The sequence below is a fragment of the Enterococcus sp. AZ156 genome (assembly GCF_051714165.1).
GTDB lineage: Bacteria > Bacillota > Bacilli > Lactobacillales > Enterococcaceae > Enterococcus_B > Enterococcus_B pernyi.
In genome coordinates this window covers 2502898-2520331 of record NZ_JBIORI010000001.1, presented here as the reverse complement: position 1 = coordinate 2520331, position 17434 = coordinate 2502898, and the positions used below count along the sequence as shown (strand labels likewise).

15 protein-coding genes are annotated in these 17434 nt (G+C 38.8%); 12 read left to right on the top strand and 3 right to left on the bottom strand.

Features of this window, described 5'->3' with window-relative positions; genetic code table 11:
• The first annotated feature begins 19 nt into the window (after positions 1 to 19).
• The 8 genes from IGJ95_RS12020 (at position 20) to IGJ95_RS11985 (ending at position 9954) form a co-directional block, all read left to right on the top strand.
• Positions 20 to 403, top strand: coding sequence for a PrgI family protein (locus IGJ95_RS12020; RefSeq protein ID WP_062806199.1), 384 nt, complete (start codon positions 20 to 22; stop codon positions 401 to 403).
• Positions 387 to 2789 (top strand): VirB4-like conjugal transfer ATPase, CD1110 family, encoded by a 2403-nt coding sequence (locus IGJ95_RS12015; RefSeq protein ID WP_421757555.1) that lies wholly within the window; start codon positions 387 to 389, stop codon positions 2787 to 2789. The genes IGJ95_RS12020 and IGJ95_RS12015 overlap by 17 nt, the downstream gene beginning before the upstream one ends.
• On the top strand, positions 2786 to 4711 hold the full coding sequence (locus tag IGJ95_RS12010; protein ID WP_438761983.1) for a peptidoglycan amidohydrolase family protein: 1926 nt from the start codon (positions 2786 to 2788) through the stop codon (positions 4709 to 4711). The genes IGJ95_RS12015 and IGJ95_RS12010 overlap by 4 nt, the downstream gene beginning before the upstream one ends.
• A complete protein-coding gene (locus IGJ95_RS12005) occupies positions 4708 to 5235 on the top strand; it encodes a hypothetical protein (RefSeq protein WP_077151625.1) in 528 nt (175 codons plus the stop codon). The genes IGJ95_RS12010 and IGJ95_RS12005 overlap by 4 nt, the downstream gene beginning before the upstream one ends.
• 60 nt (positions 5236 to 5295) lie before the next feature.
• Positions 5296 to 6309, top strand: coding sequence for a hypothetical protein (locus tag IGJ95_RS12000; protein ID WP_062806202.1), 1014 nt, complete (start codon positions 5296 to 5298; stop codon positions 6307 to 6309).
• 257 nt (positions 6310 to 6566) lie between these two features.
• The gene (locus IGJ95_RS11995) at positions 6567 to 8339 is read left to right on the top strand and encodes a PTS mannitol-specific transporter subunit IIBC (protein WP_065097028.1); all 1773 of its coding nucleotides are present in this window, start codon (positions 6567 to 6569) and stop codon (positions 8337 to 8339) included.
• Between the two features lie 12 nt (positions 8340 to 8351).
• A complete protein-coding gene (locus IGJ95_RS11990; RefSeq protein WP_019723779.1) occupies positions 8352 to 8789 on the top strand; it encodes a PTS sugar transporter subunit IIA in 438 nt (145 codons plus the stop codon).
• Between the two features lie 13 nt (positions 8790 to 8802).
• On the top strand, positions 8803 to 9954 hold the full coding sequence (locus IGJ95_RS11985; RefSeq protein ID WP_062806204.1) for a mannitol-1-phosphate 5-dehydrogenase: 1152 nt from the start codon (positions 8803 to 8805) through the stop codon (positions 9952 to 9954).
• 87 nt (positions 9955 to 10041) lie between these two features.
• Here IGJ95_RS11985 and IGJ95_RS11980 read toward each other — a convergent pair whose 3' ends face one another.
• The 3 genes from IGJ95_RS11980 to IGJ95_RS11970 form a co-directional block, all read right to left on the bottom strand.
• Positions 10042 to 10743, bottom strand: a complete 702-nt coding sequence (locus IGJ95_RS11980; RefSeq protein ID WP_438761980.1) for a type 1 glutamine amidotransferase — start codon at positions 10741 to 10743, stop codon at positions 10042 to 10044.
• Complete coding sequence (locus tag IGJ95_RS11975) at positions 10736 to 12088, bottom strand: Mur ligase family protein (protein ID WP_062806206.1); 1353 nt, start codon at positions 12086 to 12088, stop codon at positions 10736 to 10738. Before IGJ95_RS11975 ends, IGJ95_RS11980 begins: the two co-directional genes overlap by 8 nt.
• Positions 12089 to 12287: 199 nt before the next feature.
• Positions 12288 to 13688, bottom strand: coding sequence for a TrkH family potassium uptake protein (locus tag IGJ95_RS11970; RefSeq protein WP_010736633.1), 1401 nt, complete (start codon positions 13686 to 13688; stop codon positions 12288 to 12290).
• Positions 13689 to 14047: 359 nt separating this feature from the next.
• On the opposite strand from IGJ95_RS11970, the gene IGJ95_RS11965 reads away from it, so the two are divergent.
• From IGJ95_RS11965 to IGJ95_RS11950, 4 genes are all read left to right on the top strand, one after another.
• On the top strand, positions 14048 to 14521 hold the full coding sequence (locus tag IGJ95_RS11965) for a hypothetical protein (RefSeq protein ID WP_023520277.1): 474 nt from the start codon (positions 14048 to 14050) through the stop codon (positions 14519 to 14521).
• The gene (locus IGJ95_RS11960) at positions 14518 to 15297 is read left to right on the top strand and encodes a DUF6681 family protein (protein ID WP_010736631.1); all 780 of its coding nucleotides are present in this window, start codon (positions 14518 to 14520) and stop codon (positions 15295 to 15297) included. The genes IGJ95_RS11965 and IGJ95_RS11960 overlap by 4 nt, the downstream gene beginning before the upstream one ends.
• Positions 15298 to 15502: 205 nt before the next feature.
• On the top strand, positions 15503 to 16072 hold the full coding sequence (lepB, locus tag IGJ95_RS11955; RefSeq protein WP_010736630.1) for a signal peptidase I: 570 nt from the start codon (positions 15503 to 15505) through the stop codon (positions 16070 to 16072).
• Positions 16073 to 16307: 235 nt separating this feature from the next.
• Positions 16308 to 17273: a peptidylprolyl isomerase gene (locus tag IGJ95_RS11950; protein ID WP_010736629.1), complete on the top strand. Its 966-nt coding sequence runs from the start codon at positions 16308 to 16310 to the stop codon at positions 17271 to 17273.
• The last annotated feature ends 161 nt before the right edge of the window (positions 17274 to 17434 follow it).

Sequence of the window (17434 nt, the reverse complement as noted above, 5' to 3'; positions counted from 1 at the left end):
GGGAAAAGGAGTGTGAAAAATGGCGATTGAAGTCGTGATCAGAAAAGAAATCAAAGAGTATCAAGAGAAGATCTTTTTTGGCTTCTCTTTAAGACAGGTTATCGTTATTGCATTGGCTTTAATCGTGATTTTACCGGTCGGCCTACTTAATCATTTTATTTGGGGTTATTCAATTGATGATCTAGGAATTGTATTGATGTTTTTTACTAGTCCGATTTTATCGGTGGGTTGGATCAAAAAAAATCAGTTACCTTTAGAAAAATATCTCCTTATCCGTTGGCGCCATCTTATCGCAACAAAGCACTATCCATATCAAAATGCTCGTTTGGAGGAAGATCATGAAAGGATTTCAACGAGGAAAGTCAGTAAAACAGAGAAATATCGAAGTGAACAAGGCAATTAAAAAGTCTTCCTTAACCAAACTATTACACAAGCAAAAGAAAAAAAGAGGAAAAAAAGAACGAAAATCAGCACCAGCCAAACATGCACAAAGGAAGATTCGTTATGAAAAAATGTATGAAAGTGGAATTTGTGAACTTGCTTCCGGATATTATTCAAAAAGTATCCAGTTTTCAGATGTCAATTACCAAATTGCACCTGTAGAAGACCAACAAGCTATTTTTCAAGGGTATTGTACCTTACTAGATAGTTGTGATGAACGAACGCATCTAACGATTACCTTGAAAAAAAAGCGAATGGAGCAAAAGGAACTTGAAAAGCAATTGTTCTATAAAGAAACAGGGGAGAGACAGGACATCTACCGTCGAGAATTGAATGAAATGCTGCGGCGAACCATGACAGAAGGAGGAACGAATTTTAGCAAACAAAATCTATTGACCTTCAGCACGCAGTCTACTGATTATGACCAAGCCAAGCATTCCTTGACACGTATCGAACAACAACTTAGTCATAGTCTTTCGGAAATCGAATCAAGTAGTCAAACACTTTCTGGCAAAGAACGGTTGCAACTGCTCCATGAATTGATCAAACCTAATGAATGGTTCCAGTTCAATTATACAGATTTAGTTTATAGTCGTTTGTCGACAAAAGCAGTTGTTACCCCTGCAAGTTTCAGCTTTAAAGCAAAAGACTATATCGAAATTGGCTCAGAGTATGCCCAAGTCCTATATTTGAAAGATTACCCTACCAAACTTTCAGATAGATTGATCTTAGAATTAATGGATATTGGCGAAGAGTTGTGTATATCGATCCACATTGAACCAGTGGATTCTGAAAAAGCAAATCAGTTGGTTCAAATTAAAAAAGCTTATATGGAAGGGGACAAAACAACTGCTGAAAGAAAAGCGACACAAAAAGGCTATGATCCTTATTCAAATATTCCGTATGAATTGACCAATAGTATCAAAGAAGCCGAAGCTTTATTAGACGATCTAGTCAAAACCGGTCAAAAATTATATTTTGTTACCTTCCTCGTTTATTTCCGATCTCAGACCAAAGAAAAACTTGCTGATATTGCGGAACAAGTCCAACATGTTGGGCGTAAAAATCGTTGTCATTTCAATGCATTAGACTATCTACAAGATGAAGGATTCAATTCGGTCTTACCTTTAGGAAAAAATTGGATCGAACAACAACGGACGTTGACGACAGAAAGTACAGCGATTTTTATTCCATTTTCAGCGCAAGATCTTAATCATATAGATGGCAAATATTACGGGAAAAATGAAATGACCAAAAATAGTGTAAGGATCGATCGTAAGCAACTAAACACGCCGAGTGGCATGATTTTAGGTAGCTCTGGTTCAGGCAAAGGTGTAGCCAAAAAATATGAAGAAATCACGACGTTACTTAAAAATCCCGAAGATGAAGTCATTTCGATTGATCCGGAAGATGAAGATACGATCATCGGCAATGATTTTGATGCTCAAATCATCAATATCGCCCCTAATACCAATACCTTCATCAACTTACTAGATATTTCAGAAGACTTGAGAGGAGAGGCAGATCCAGTAAAATTGAAATCTGACTTTCTGTTGACTGCTTGTGAAGCCTTGATCGGTGGGCCAACTGGGTTAAATTCGGCACAACGATCGATCATTGATCGTGTCACGCGATTGACGTATTTCAATTTTCAAAAAAGCTCAGAAAAATCAGCGCCGACATTGGCGGAAGATTGGTTTCCGCTTTTAAAAGAACAACCGGAAAAAGAGGCGCAGACATTGGCGTTAGACTTAGAGTTATATATCGATGGTTCACTTTCGATGTTTTCTAAACCAACTAATGTTTCTTTAAATAAACGTTTTATGATTTACAATACGAAACAACTAGGAAATCAATTGAAAACTTTTGGGATGATGGTTGTTTTGGAACAAGTGTGGAATCGGGTCGTTCGCAATCGAGACAGAGGCATCACTACTTGGATCTATATTGATGAAATGCAACTCCTGTTAAATGATCCTTACTGTGAAAATTATTTTTTTGAACTATGGAGCCGAATCCGTAAATGGGGTGCGATTGCCACTGGTATTACCCAAAATGTCGAAACCTTATTATTATCAGATAAAGCACGCCGAATGTTAAGTAATACGGAATTTATCATTATGTTGAAACAAGCGAAAAGTGATTTAGATGAGCTGTCTTCCTTATTCAATCTTTCGTATCAGCAACAAAGACAATTACTCAATCCAATCAAAGGCGCAGGATTGATACGGGCAGGCAATGCCATTGTCCCTTTTTCCAACACTGTTGATCCAACAACAAAACTTTATGAGTTGATCACCACTGATCCTGTCGAACGCCACAGATTACGACAGGATGTATCGCCATGAAAAAAAACGATGTAGGCATTGAAGAGACCGTGAAATCACGAAATAAACGAAGGAGTAACAGACATTTTCTGCGTAGGAAAACGAAAGATCCTTGCAGAGTCATGCTTGCATATCAGACAAAAATAGTTGATTTCTCTTTACTTGGAAATAAAACTTCGATCAGTAGCAAAGTCAGCCTTTACCTACTTGTTGGTGTTAGCATTCTCATATTTTTTCTCTTTTTCAGTATGATCGGCTTCGTTTCGTCTGCCACGATCAAAATCAATGAGCTTGAATTGACGAAGGTATGGAAATATTTAACCGAATTGGATGTGGAATTGACACTAGAATTAAACTCAACTAAGAGTTTGATTCTAGTAAATGAACGAGTAGTGGCTGCAAATGAAGTCGTGATCAGGTCTGATATTGAAGAGGTGCTGATTTATTTAGACATGGCTTATGGTGAAGACCAATTAGGAAATCCAGATGTTCTCAAAGAAACGATCCAAGGATTGCATGAACAGATGTGGCAAGTAGACAGTAACGAAGGTCAAATCAAATTAACATCACGATCATTGTCGCAAGTGATCACTTGGACACCGGAGTGGAAAGAACGCAGACAGCTGTTAGCAGAAATTGGTCTTTATGCAAGTTTGACTGAATTAAGCAATCCATTGAAAGAAACAGACTCTTTACGCATAAAACAACGCTTTGGTTATTACGTAACAAATCAAGAAAAAAGCTTACTTGAAGGACTGCTCATCCAGACAGAACCGAAAGAAAGCATAGTCGCTGTGATCGCTGGAGAAATTACAAGAGACCGAGAGAACGTAACCATCACAATGAACGATCAAACCATTACTTATCATGATGTAGATCTAACAGCTACTGAAGGACAGATGGTATCGGTGGGGACAGAGATCGGGAGAGTAAAACAAGAGGAACTGCATCTGTCTTACCAGAAAAAAGGTGAAATCGTCAATCCAGCTTTTTATCTCCCCAATGTAGTCGATAACAATGAGACACAGCTTGATCCCATTGAAACGGACGTTACATTTAATGGACAGAAATTTCGAGAAGTGATTTTACTGCATTGTCACGCATTTAGTGACCATGCAGAAACGATTATCCAAGAAGCTAAAAAGAATAATATCTCCCCCATTGTTCTAGCAGCCATCATGATCCACGAAACTGCTTGGGGGACGAGCGAAGGAATTCGAGAAAAGAACAATCCAGGTGGCTTGATGCGAGAAAATGAGTTGCTTTCCTACTCCACACTTGAAGAAGGGATTGCCGCCACCGCTCGAACACTAAACCAATTGATCGTGAACCAAAGACTGCTGACAGTCGAGCAACTCGGAAGTGTGTATTGTCCTGTAGGTGCAAGTAATGATCCCCTGGGATTAAACCAATACTGGGTACCGACGATCAAAGAATTATTTGTACAACTAGGTGGCAGTAAAGAGATGAGCTTACTCTGGCAATCGAATCACACAGTAGGTCAAGAGGTGTTGACACAAGCCAGAACATTGTATCGTCAAAATGTTCAGTACTCACAAGGCTTTGAACGAGGCACCTTTCCTTATCATGATTGCTCTTCTTTTGTTCTGTGGGCGATGAGAAGTGTTGGCTTGCCTGTGCCACTAGGTAGCACTGAGACATTGTATTCTTTGGAAGGGACTTTCCTGATGCCAATCAGTCGAGAAGATGTCAGAGCCGGTGACTTGTTTGTGTGGGGGAAGAAAGGACACTCTTTAGGTAGTTACGGCCATACAGGGCTATTTTTAGATGATGGTGGTAAAACGATTCTTCATTGCACACCTGCTACTGCACGAGGGTATGGTCAAGAAGGCGATATCATCATCACTCAATTTGAAGGCTATGCAGGTGATTTCCAGCTGGCGCCTGTTTATTTCTATCGATTGTTGGGAGAAAAAAAATGAATGCAAAATCCCGCTTCCTTTGTCTCATTCTAGCTTTCTTTCTGTTTGGTAGCATGACTTTTAGTGTTGGTAGGTCACTTGTCTTTCGTTCACAAGAAAAAAGACAAGCCTCTGAAAAAAAATCCAGACAACTTTCGGAAGCACAAGTCAGAGAATTTTTACAAGCTTATTATACGTTTGAAACAGTCGGCGACAATTACTCTGCATATGTTGATGCTCTTTCTAACAAGATGAAAGATAAAGTAAAAACAGAACAAGATAAAAAAACGCATAGTCCACAGCGTTTTGGCTTCAGTCGCTGGCTCAAAAGCGAGCATTATTTTAAACAAACGAACGAGGAAATGGTTGAAGTCCTCTGTTTGGTTGATTTTACGACGTCTTTATTGAATGAAGAAGGCGGAGTTGTAAAAAAAGATATTCGCCATCGTGAGGGTGTCAAACTGACTTATCTCTATGACACTAAAAATCATCGCTATGTCTTGGATGATCTCGAACAGCTGTCTTCTTTTATGGAAATACAATGATTGAGTAAGGAAGACCTTTCAAATGGACGCAACAAAAATGAATGAGGGGAGTGACAACGTATGGCGAAAGAAACTGTAATCATCGATCAGATCCATCACTTACAACTAGAAGAGACTCAGTTGGATTTGTTTCAGGCTTTGGAAGATTTAGAAACTGAAAATCGACGAGTCTTGCTGGCAAACACACAAGGACAATGTCGCATACGTATTTATGATCGTAAGGGAGAAATGATGATAGAAAAAGTGCTTCAATTTCCTTTGACAGAGGAGATTGAAGAGATCTTAAGTCAACACTGGGAGCAAGAAATAGCCAATACAAAAGAGAAGAGTCAGTTCCCTCATTCAAGCAACACGCTGAAAAAAAATCAGTTGTTACAAATCGATTGGAAAAAAATCATCAAGCGATTACTTCTTAGTGGAGTAATCGTTTTTGCTGTGGTTCAAGGCAACATGTGGATCGAACAAAGAACGAATAACGAGCAAGCGACAACCAAAGAAAATCAGAAAAGTTCATGGCAGTCATTGGTAGAACTAGGTGCATATGAAGAAGCAGCTGAAGAATATCCCGCTCGGTATCAGCAATTGATCGATCACTTAGTAGAAGAACAGGAATTTTCTTGGGTAGAGAAGTTGAATGAGCAAAAGCCAACAGGAAATGCCACTTTTGATTTGGCTTTTTATCAAAACGATTGGGAAACAGTAATTGTGACCCACGTGGAACAATTGACGGAAAAGCGCCAAGTCAAGTTAGCGATTGCTTATTTGAAGCTAGAACAAGTACAAGAAGCCGTTGTCTTGAATGGCCACTTAAAACATCCGGAGATCACGTTAGCACTGGATCAGTTTTATTTTGAAAAAAGTCTTGATTGGTTGAAAGAAAAAGAAATGAACAAAGCAAAAGAAGCATTTGAACAAATCCAAACGGAAGAATTAAAAGTGGTGATGGCGGCTTACATAGAGCAAGGAACGATTATTTTAGATTTCATTACGTTCTATGAGGCGTCAGCCGATATGTCTGAAAATCTAATGCTTTGGGAAGAACGGTTGGCTCGATTAGGAGAGTCAATGGAATAAAAAACCTTACTTTGTAAAAAAGAGTCCAAAAGATCACGAGGATGTGCCTTTTCGTAGGTATCTACAGATAAAATGCTCCCTTAAATGAAGAAAATAATTGTTTCAGCGTCTCTAATTAGTACCAGAAGTCTTTCATCAAATCACTCATTTGGATCACTCCATGTTTTGGCACAAATGATTGTGACAAAATCCGACTATTTATCTAAACGGTAAGCGGATACAATTTGGTTAAAGAAAGAGATAAAGGAGCGATTGAAGTGGAAGAGACGATACCAAAAAATAAAATTTCATTCAAAGCAAAAGTACAAAAGTTAGGAAGTACCTTATCTAGTATGGTGATGCCGAATATCGGTGCGTTGATTGCTTGGGGTGTTTTGACAGCATTATTTATTCCAGATGGCTATTTACCAAACGAAGCGTTTGCTACGATGGTCGGCCCAATGTTGACGTATTTAATTCCTTTATTGATCGGCTACACCGGAGGGAAAGTCATCGGTGGTGATCGTGGTTCAGTCGTCGGAGCAATTGCGACGATGGGTGTGATCGTTGGGACAGATATTCCGATGATGTTAGGTGCCATGATCATGGGTCCATTAGGTGGCTTTGCCATCAAGAAATTCGATCAAGTGTTTCAAAAACATATCAAATCAGGGTTTGAGATGTTGGTCAACAATTTTTCTGCAGGATTAATCGGTTTTGCGTTAGCATTGATCGGCTTTTCTGCAATTGGTCCAGTGGTGGATACACTGACGCAAGCGATGGCAACAGGTGTTGAAGCAATTTTAAATGCAAATTTGATTCCATTGACGAGTATTTTTATCGAACCAGCGAAAATCTTGTTTTTGAATAATGCGATCAACCATGGCATTTTGACTCCTTTAGGAACAGAACAAGTGGCTACAGCCGGTCAATCGATCCTGTTCTTGTTGGAAGCTAATCCTGGACCAGGTCTAGGTGTATTGTTAGCTTTCACACTATTTGGCAAAGGCGCGGCAAAATCATCTGCACCGGGTGCAATGATCATCCATTTCTTAGGTGGAATCCATGAAATCTATTTCCCATACGTAATGATGAAACCGTTATTATTCTTATCAGTGATTTTTGGTGGGATGACAGGTAGTTTCGTTTTCCAATTAATGGATGCAGGCTTACGTGCGCCAGCTTCACCGGGTTCGATCATTGCCATTTTAGCAATGGCACCATTGAGTGCTTACTTACCAGTTATTTTAGGGATCGTCGCTGCAACAGCCGTTTCTTTTGGGATCTCTGCAGTCATTCTAAAAGCTGATGCGAAAGAAACAAGTGAAGATTTTGAAAAATCAGTGGAAGCGACTCGTCAAGCGAAACAACAAGCGAAAGGAACTGGAACTACTAGTCAGGGACAACCAGCTTTATCAGCGATCAAAAAAATCATTTTTGCCTGTGATGCTGGAATGGGGTCAAGTGCGATGGGTGCTTCCTTGTTAAGAAAAAAAGTCCAAGAGCATCACTTACCTCAACTCGTGACGAATCAAGCCATTAGTCAATTATCTGATGAAGCAGACGTATTGATCGTGACTCAAGTTGAGTTGCAGGAACGAGCAAAACAAAAAGCGCCACATGCTCATTTTGTTGCAGTAGAAAACTTCTTAAATTCACCAAAGTATGATGAAATCATCCAAGCATTAGGAAGTAAGGAAGAAACACAGCCAAGCCAACCACTCTCTACTACTCCAACAGATGATTTGGATTTATCTGAATTAAAAGATATCAAAGAGATTTTACTTGTTCATGACGATCGTGCAGGATCAGCGACAATGGGATTGTCCTTATTGAAAGATATTTTGAAGAAAAACCAATTGGAGATCCCTCTGAAAAAAATCAATATTGATGAGTTGACGGAGCAACCGAATACACTGATCGTTTCAAGAGAATCCTTGTCTGAGGAAGCACGTTCAGTGGCACCGCATTCACTTCATTTTTCAGTGGCGACGATGGTCAGTCCACAAAAATATGAAACGATTGCTCACTATTTGAAAAAAGTAGCATAAGGAGGAAATAAAATGTCTGAATTAGCATTTGATATGATCGAGTTGAATAAGGCTTTTGCAACAAAGGAAGAGGCCATCCGATACTGTGGAAGAAAATTAGTGGAAGCCGGTTGTGTCGAAGAACCCTACATTGACGCAATGGTGGAACGTGATGCGATGTTATCCGTTTATATGGGGAATTTTATCGCGATCCCTCATGGAACAGATGAAGCCAAAGCATTCGTAAAAAAATCAGGGATCTGTGTGATCCAAGTGCCAGATGGTGTCAATTTCGGGACTGAACAAGAAGAAAAGATTGCGACAGTCTTGTTTGGTATCGCTGGCGTAGGAGAAGAACATCTGCAATTAGTGCAACAAATCGCTCTTTATTGTAGCGACATGGACAATGTTGTCCAGTTAGCAGATGCACTGAGTAAAGAAGAAGTCACACACAATCTAGCAATTGCCTAAGGAGAGAAGACGAATGAGAGCAGTACACTTTGGTGCCGGAAATATCGGCAGAGGATTTATTGGAGAAGTTTTAGCTGAGAATGGGTTTGACATCACTTTTGTTGATGTCAACGAACAGATCATCGATTCATTAAATGAAAAAAGACGGTATACGATCGAACTAGCTGACGAATCGAAAAAACAACTTGTCGTTGAACGCGTTCGCGGATTGAACAACCAAAAACAGCCTGAACAAGTGATCAAAGAAATAGCACAAGCAGATCTTGTGACCACAGCGATCGGTCCCAATATCTTACCATTCATTGCTGAACTGATTGCAAAAGGGATCGAGCAAAGAGAACAAGAGGGCAATCAGCAACCGCTAGACATCATCGCTTGTGAAAATATGATTGGTGGCTCTGAGCATCTAAAAATGGAAGTCTATAAATATCTGTCAGATACCCACTTTGCAGATCAGTCCATCGGATTTCCAAATGCAGCAGTGGATCGCATCGTGCCGATGCAACAACATGAAGATCCTTTGTTTGTGCAAGTGGAACCTTTTAAAGAATGGGTCATTGATGATACGCAACGAAAAAATAAAGAGATTTCGTTAAATGGCGTACTATACGTCAAAGATTTGGAACCATATATTGAACGAAAACTATTTAGTGTGAACACAGGGCATGCGACTGTAGCTTACACCGGTGCATTATTGGGATATGCAACGATCGATGAGGCAATGCAAGATTCGTTAGTCGTTGCCCAACTAAAATCAGTACTACAAGAAACAGGAAGTTTACTGGAAGCAAAATGGGGCTTTGATAATAAACAACATGAAGCCTATATTGAGAAAATCATCCAACGTTTCCAAAATAAATATATCTCAGATGCCATCACTCGGGTAGCTCGAACGCCTTTACGGAAGTTAGGCTATCAAGAACGCTTTACTCGTCCGGTTCGGGAATTGCAAGAATACAATTTGACTTGTCCACATTTGACAGCTACGATGGGGATCATTTTCAACTACTATGATCCTGAAGATGAGCAAAGTCGTGAACTGCAAGAGATGAAAGTGCGAGAAAATATGGATCAGTTGATCCAAGAAGTCACAGGTATCCATGATCCGACAACAATCAGTAACATCAAGCAAAATGTGATGCGTTATGCGAAACAAGTAGCTTGATTCTTGATACGATCAATGGAATAAACAAGTGGATTGTAAAAAAAACCTCTAAAAATATCTAAGATATTTTTAGAGGTTTTTCGCTGTTTACTTGATTGGAGCTGCGGCAACTGTTGGTAGATCAAGCTCTTTTCCATAACGTTTCTCTAATGCTAAGCGAACGAGACGCTCCGCTAAATGTTCATTACGTGCTAAGATCGGACCATGGAAATAGGAGCCGTAAACGTTGCGGTAAATGACACCTTCTGATTGATCTTCCCCATTATTCCCTTGACCTTTGACGATTTTTCCCAGCGGGCGTTCGCCTTCGCCAAGAAATGTTCGACCATTATGATTTTCAAATCCATAATAGGTTTCGTTGAACTCTTCGTTGTGGATCACGATGTCACCAATGAAGCGATTATTCTCTTGGCTTATGGTGTAATGATCCAACGCACCGATTCCTTGGATTTTTTCACCGTTTGCGCCCATATAATAATGACCAAGTAGTTGGTAACCGCCACAAATCGCAAGTACGACACCATCATTTTCAATGTAATTAGTCAATGATTCCTTCTTTTCTTGAATATCTTTTGAAATGATCATTTGTTCAAAATCTTGACCACCTCCAAAGAAAACTAAGTCATATTTATCTGCCTCAAAGGGTTCATGGATGCTGACGATCTCAGTATGAGAAGTGACCCCCATTTTTTTGGCGATATATTGGAGCATCAAGAGATTGCCATTGTCACCATAAGTATTCATCAGATTCCCATAGAGATGGGCAATGCATAATTCGTAGTTAGCCACGATTCATGCCTCCTTTGATAAAGCCTTGACTCGCTAATTCTTTTCGTAATTGTAAGACAGCTGTATAGGTCGCTAAAATATAGACATGATCCGTCGGTAGTTGCTTGATTTTCTCAATGACATCAGTCAATTCTTTTGATTGTGTCAATTTATCTTCAGCGATACCCGCTACTTTCAAACGTAGTGCCATATCTGTGTGGCGATCGCCACCAGCAATCACAGCAGGGATTTCCATATCTGCAAAGCGTTCAAATTCTCCGTCCCAGATCCAACTCACATCGATTCCATCTGCGTAGTTCGCATTCAAGAGGGCTACTAGTGAAAATGGATACGGCGCATGTCCCATCATGTCGATGACTTGGTTGATCCCTACAGGATTTTTGACTAGGACTAAGGTACAGGACTTGCCATCGATTTCGATGACTTCTTGACGACCAAATACTTTTTCGTCATACCCTAAGCCTTGTCTGATTTTTTCAGGAACAACACCATAATATTCAGCCACCGCAGTAGCTGCTAAAGCATTATAGACATTGTACATGCCACCAACTTCGATGCCATATTCATTGCCATCAATAACGAAATCAGCTGATTTGTTGTCCATTCGTTTCATTTCTGTCAAACGATAATCCAGTTCTGGACGTTTAAAGTCACAATTTGGACAATAGTATTTACCTAAGTTTGCATAAGTGATCATTTTGTAGTGCAAGATGTGATGACATTTCGGACACAACACACCATCTGTATTGTAGTGGGCCATCTGCTCATGGTCTTCTTCGTGATCAAATCCATAATATCTTCTAGGGTTGACGGTCTCAACTGAATTGAAGATCGGTGAATCGCCATTACTGATGATTATAGCATCTGGCGATTTTGCGGCACCGTCAACGATCATTTTATACGTGGTATAGATTTCACCGTAACGGTCCATTTGGTCACGGAAAATGTTTGTAAATAAAAATAGCTCAGGTTTGATGTATTCAGTCACTCTACTTAGACTGGCTTCATCGATTTCTAACACCGCAAATTTCTTTTGCCCTTTTCCGGCTTTTGCTTGTAAAAAAGTCGAAACGATTCCTTGGACCATGTTGGCGCCAGTAGGGTTCGTCAAGACTTCATCAAATTGTTGTCGTAAAATATTGACGGTCAAAGCGGTCGTCAATGTTTTTCCATTTGTTCCAGTTACGACGACGACTTGATAGTCTTTTGCTAATGTATCTAAAATATGAGGATCGATCGACAAAGCAAGTTTACCAGGTAAACTTGATCCTCCTTTAAAAAAGGTTTTTAGTCCCCATTGTGCGGTTTTACCAACTGCAATCGCAAATTGACTGCGTATTCCCATTATGTAACCTCCAAAACGTCATAATTACAAATAAATTCAACTAATCATACCATATGTTGAAAAAAAGGTTAAATTGCTTTGTCTTATTTTACAAAAGTTTATACTGTTCGCAAAACAAAAACGAAAGAAGCAAGAAAACGAAAAACGATCGCTTCCTTGCTTCTTACATATCGGTTTTTTATGGTAACGATAGACTAGCTTACCCGATAATGATTTTCTCAGTAGGATATTCATAACCTAAATCTCGTGTTTCTTTTGGCACAAATAACATTAATGTATACAACATCCCGATACGTCCAATAAACATCAACGCACCGATCGTGATTTTACCGACTGTTGATAGATCACCGGTAATTCCTAGCGATAACCCCGTTGTACCAAAAGCAGAAGTCACTTCCACGATGATTGAGATCAGCGGTTGTTTCTCCGTGGCAGATAAAAAAAGAATACAGAAGAAGCACATCCCTAAGGAGAGCATAAAAACGACTACTGATTTTCGGACATCATCTTCATCAATTCGACGACCAAAAATATTAATGTTATCTTCACTTTTCAAAAACGAATAAAGATAAAGACCAATGATCGCCACAGTCGTGGTTCGGATACCACCACCGACAGAACTGGGACTACAACCAATGAACATCAATAAGGAAAAGACGATCAAGGTCGTGATTTGAAAATCTCCTAGATCATGGATCTGTAAACCCGCATTACGAGTTGTCATGGAATAAAACATTGAATTGATCCACTGGACACTAGGATGGAGATCTTTGAACAAGTGATTTTTTTCAAGTAAAAAAATCAAGACAGTCCCGCTGACAAATAAAATGACAAAGGCGAGGACGGCTAGTTTGGTAAACAAAGAGAACCGAAAAGGAATCTTGGCTTTCGTTTTTCGATACAAGCGCCATTCTCGAAACTCCATCAATACCGGAAAACCGATTCCACCAATGAAAATCAGGAACATGATCATAAATAAAAAAGGATAGTCATGTTCAAATGGCTTGATCGACTCACCAGTAATATCGAATCCCGAATTTGTGACCGCGGAAATAGCTTGATAAAATCCATGGAAAATGGCTTCGTGCCAATGATCGAAATAGCCGCGAATATAAAAATAAACGGAGAACAAGGCACCGAATAGCAATTGGAACCAGAGCAATATGACAAAAGTGATCCGAATCAAACGAACGATACCAGATAAACGTGGTTGGTTCATATCTGTCATGATCAATTGTCTTTGACGTAAGGTGATCCGTCGCTTAGAAAAGATAATAAATGCCGTTGAGATCATCATGATCCCTAAACCACCCACTTGAAACAACACTTCGAGTAAAATAATGCCATTGTTATTAAAAATCGCGTGGATGTCAAATGTCGAAAGACCAGTGACACTGATCGTACTGATAGCCATAAAAAGCATGTCAATAAATGAAGCATGACTACCCGGATTTCGGAAAAATGGGATGTAAAACAAGCCCAAAGAAATCATAGTCATTAAAATATAATAAAATACAATAATTTGAATAGAAGAAAAGTGACTAGAAGCATATCTTGCACTACGCCTTCGCCATTTCCGGAAAAAAAGATTCAATTGCACAAATTCGATCCTCCTTGTTAGATGTTTCTTCCAGTATACCGACAATAAAATAAATACACAAAGAAATAATAAAACTAAAATTTACTAGGATTTTAGTTATTGGAAAAGTGTCTTATAATAAAGATGACTTTGCGAAACAACTTGGAGGGAGATCCATGATAAAATGAAGTGTATCAACTAGTCATAGACTGTCTGATTACGACTAAAACAACATTTGAGTAATCTACACAAAAGTTTCATGAAAAAATAAGAAAAAAATAAGAAATTTATGGTAAAACTAAAGAATACGTGTGAGAAAAATCAATTTTTGCCAAACGGATCAAGACTTCAAGCGGCAACAAGGAAAAGGATGAGAGAATATGCGAAAAGTAGCACCTATATTAAAGCCAATCGCTGTATTGACGATTTCGACGATTGTTGCTACCACAACAGGCATTGTTAATAGTTCTAGCTATCGTGCACCAAGTCGTTCCACAGAGACTACGACGACTTCTACCAATGAAGGAACAGGGCAAACGAATGACACGGTAGAAACAACACCGACGACTGTAGAACAAGACACAACCAATTCTACATACAACCAAAACTCAATACCAGAAAGTTCCGTGGATGAAGGAAATACAGGATATACGACCGATTCGACTAGTCAAAATCAAGGGGACGACAGCGGTTCAAGTACGACGCCAAGTGCCACTACACCAAGCAGTACGACGCCTAATACAACGCCAAGTACTTCTACGCCAAGTGAAGGCAATCTAAATGAAAATAATGCACCTACAGAGCAATCCGCTGAAACACAGATGTATAATCAACAGGCAGGTGATGAAGAATGACATTTATATTAGATATCATCAATGGGATACACAAGTTTTTAGGATATTTAGATATCAGTCCTAAATATTTGAACCGAGGCTATACTATATTAAGTGTGATTCCGACCGTTTACCTTTTACGGATTGTTTATGGATTATGGCAAAATCAAAACTATTTGCAGTTCTTTTTATATGGATTAGGCTTTTTAGTTCTTTTATATTTCACTGTTCTAAATGTGTTTTATTACTTTTTTGATAAAAATTCAAAAGCCGATGTGACCCAAGTGATCGTAAAATATCTACCTGATGAAGCATTCAATATTGAAGGAGAAACGGTTCGCGGGAACAACGGAAATATCGACAAAGTCAATACAGAAAAAGCCAATGTTCTATTCGATGAAGACTACCAATTGAAACTAGCAGAGAATATGCGTTATTTGATTGAAAAAGGGGAAATCAAGGTCAATGAACTTGGTCGAATGGACGGTTTCTTGATTGATCGAAATACACTTTATCCGTACTATTATGTGAAAAAAGTCTCCGACAAAACTTATCAATTAAGTATCGGCCGTAATTATTCCAGCATGGAAAAAGTAGGAACGATCAAGGTCGACTCGCCAGAAGATCATATTGAACCCGTAGGCTTATTCCTTGCAGGCGGTGATTTTGTCAAAGATGGTCTTAGATACCATGAACCCTATCGTTTGAAGTTGATCATCAAGAAAAATCAACCAAAAGAACAAGAAGGTGAAGTGACATACAGTCGAAGCCAACGAAGAAAAAAATCAAAAGTGTAGGATAAATCTTCTCCATCAAGTATTTATTTCGCTCTAATATGAAAGATACATGAAGTTCAAAAAAACATTTCTAAAAAAAACGGATTATTCCCAACACGATCCGACACTTATTCTTTCTTTTAATTGATAAAAAATGTAAAATAAAGAATAGCTAACAAATAAATAAAAAATAACATAAAAATGTTTGGTTAATAGGAGGTATAAATTGAAAAACTTTTTGAAAAATTGGGGAATCTTGATCGTTGTTTTAGCCGCCATCATTTTGGCAAGAGTCTATGTATTCACACCAGTCACAGTGAGTGGTCATTCCATGGACCCTTCGTTACATGATGGGCAACGTTTGATCTCATCTAAAATCTCAGATTTTGACCGCTGGGATATCATTACAACAAAAGAACCTGGGGATGAAGAACGGATGATCGTCAAACGAATCATTGGGATGCCAGGCGATACTGTGAAAATGGAAGATGATCAACTATACATCAATGGGGAAAAGCAAGATGAACCCTACTTAGATGAGTATAAAAAAGAATTTTCAGAAGACAAACTACAAGAGGAATATTCTTATAATTCAGCCTTCCAATCGCAAGCTGAAAATGCTGAAACGTTCACCAGTGATTTTGAATTCACTGTTCCGGAAGGACAATACTTGGTACTGGGCGACAATCGTTTGATCTCAAAAGACAGCCGCATGTTTGGTTTAGTCGATGAAGACTTGATCCAAGGTAAAGTCGTTTTCCGCTATTGGCCGTTGAATAAGATCAATATCATTTAATCGATGATACGTAATGCGATAGCGATATAACTCTAAACAGTAAAGATATACCCTGAAAAAACCTCAACATTCGTTTGGAATGTTGAGGTTTTTTTGTTATATAAACTAAAACAACAAGTGATCAAGTATAATTTTTTTATAAAATCACGTTATTTTCAAAGTTTGTTCATAAAGTAAGGCTAAAGTGAAAGACACATAGATATAAATAACTATTAAAATATATAGGAGTGACAGCATGAAAAAATTCATCTCAATATTAGCTGTATCATCAGGACTGGTTTTGTTTTCTGCATGTTCAACAAATCCGTCAGATCAAGCTGCAGTGACGTATAAAGGCGGTACCATCTCAGAGCAGGAACTAGTGGACCACTTGAAAAAAATCAAGGGTGCGGAGACCGCTGTCCAAGATTTGATCATCTTCCAGATTTTTGAAGAAAATTATGGCGACAAAATTACGGCTGAAGATGTAGATAAAGAATACAACGCTAGCAAAGAAGCACTCGGTGATTCTTTCGATTCGCAATTGAAATTAGCGGGCTATACAACTGAATCTTATAAAGAAGAAATAAAAAGAGGGTTAGCTTACAAAGCAGGTTTACGAGCGAATGTCGAATTGACGGATGAAGATCTTAAAACAGCGTGGGAAAACTTCCATCCAGAAGTAGAGGCACAATTGATCAAAGTAAGTAGCGAAGATGAAGCCAAGGAAATCAAAAAGTCACTCGATGAAGGGGGCGACTTTGCTAAAATCGCCAAAGAAAAATCGACCGATGAAGCGACAAAAGAAAAGGGTGGAGAAATCACCTTTGACTCGCAATCTACAAGTGTGCCAACAGAAGTCAAACAAGCAGCTTTCAAACTTAAAAATGAGGAAGTATCTGATGTTATCACAGCGACTAATTCCTCTACGAACGCCACGGAATATTATCTTGTGAAAATGGTCAAACAACAAGAAAAAGGCAATGATATGTCGAAATATAAAGATGAATTAGAAAAAATAGCAACAGAGACAAAAATAGCAGATCCAACATTCCAACAAGAAGCTGTGCGTAATGAATTGAAAAAAGCAAATGTAAAAATCAAAGATGAAGATTTCAAAAACGTACTAAGTGGCTTGATGACGGAACCATCCACAAGCGAAAGTTCAACCGATGCTTCAACTGAAGCTTCGACAAGTACTTCGACAGATAGTTCAAACTAATTGATCAGTGGAAGAACTAAACAAATACGAACTCAATTAAAATAATCAAAAGAGGTCGGGACAGAAGTGTTCAGCCTCGAGAAATAAGGCGCCATCCACGAAAATTGTTCTTCAAATTTTTGTGGATGGCGCCTTATTTCCGAAGAGATTACTTCTTTTCC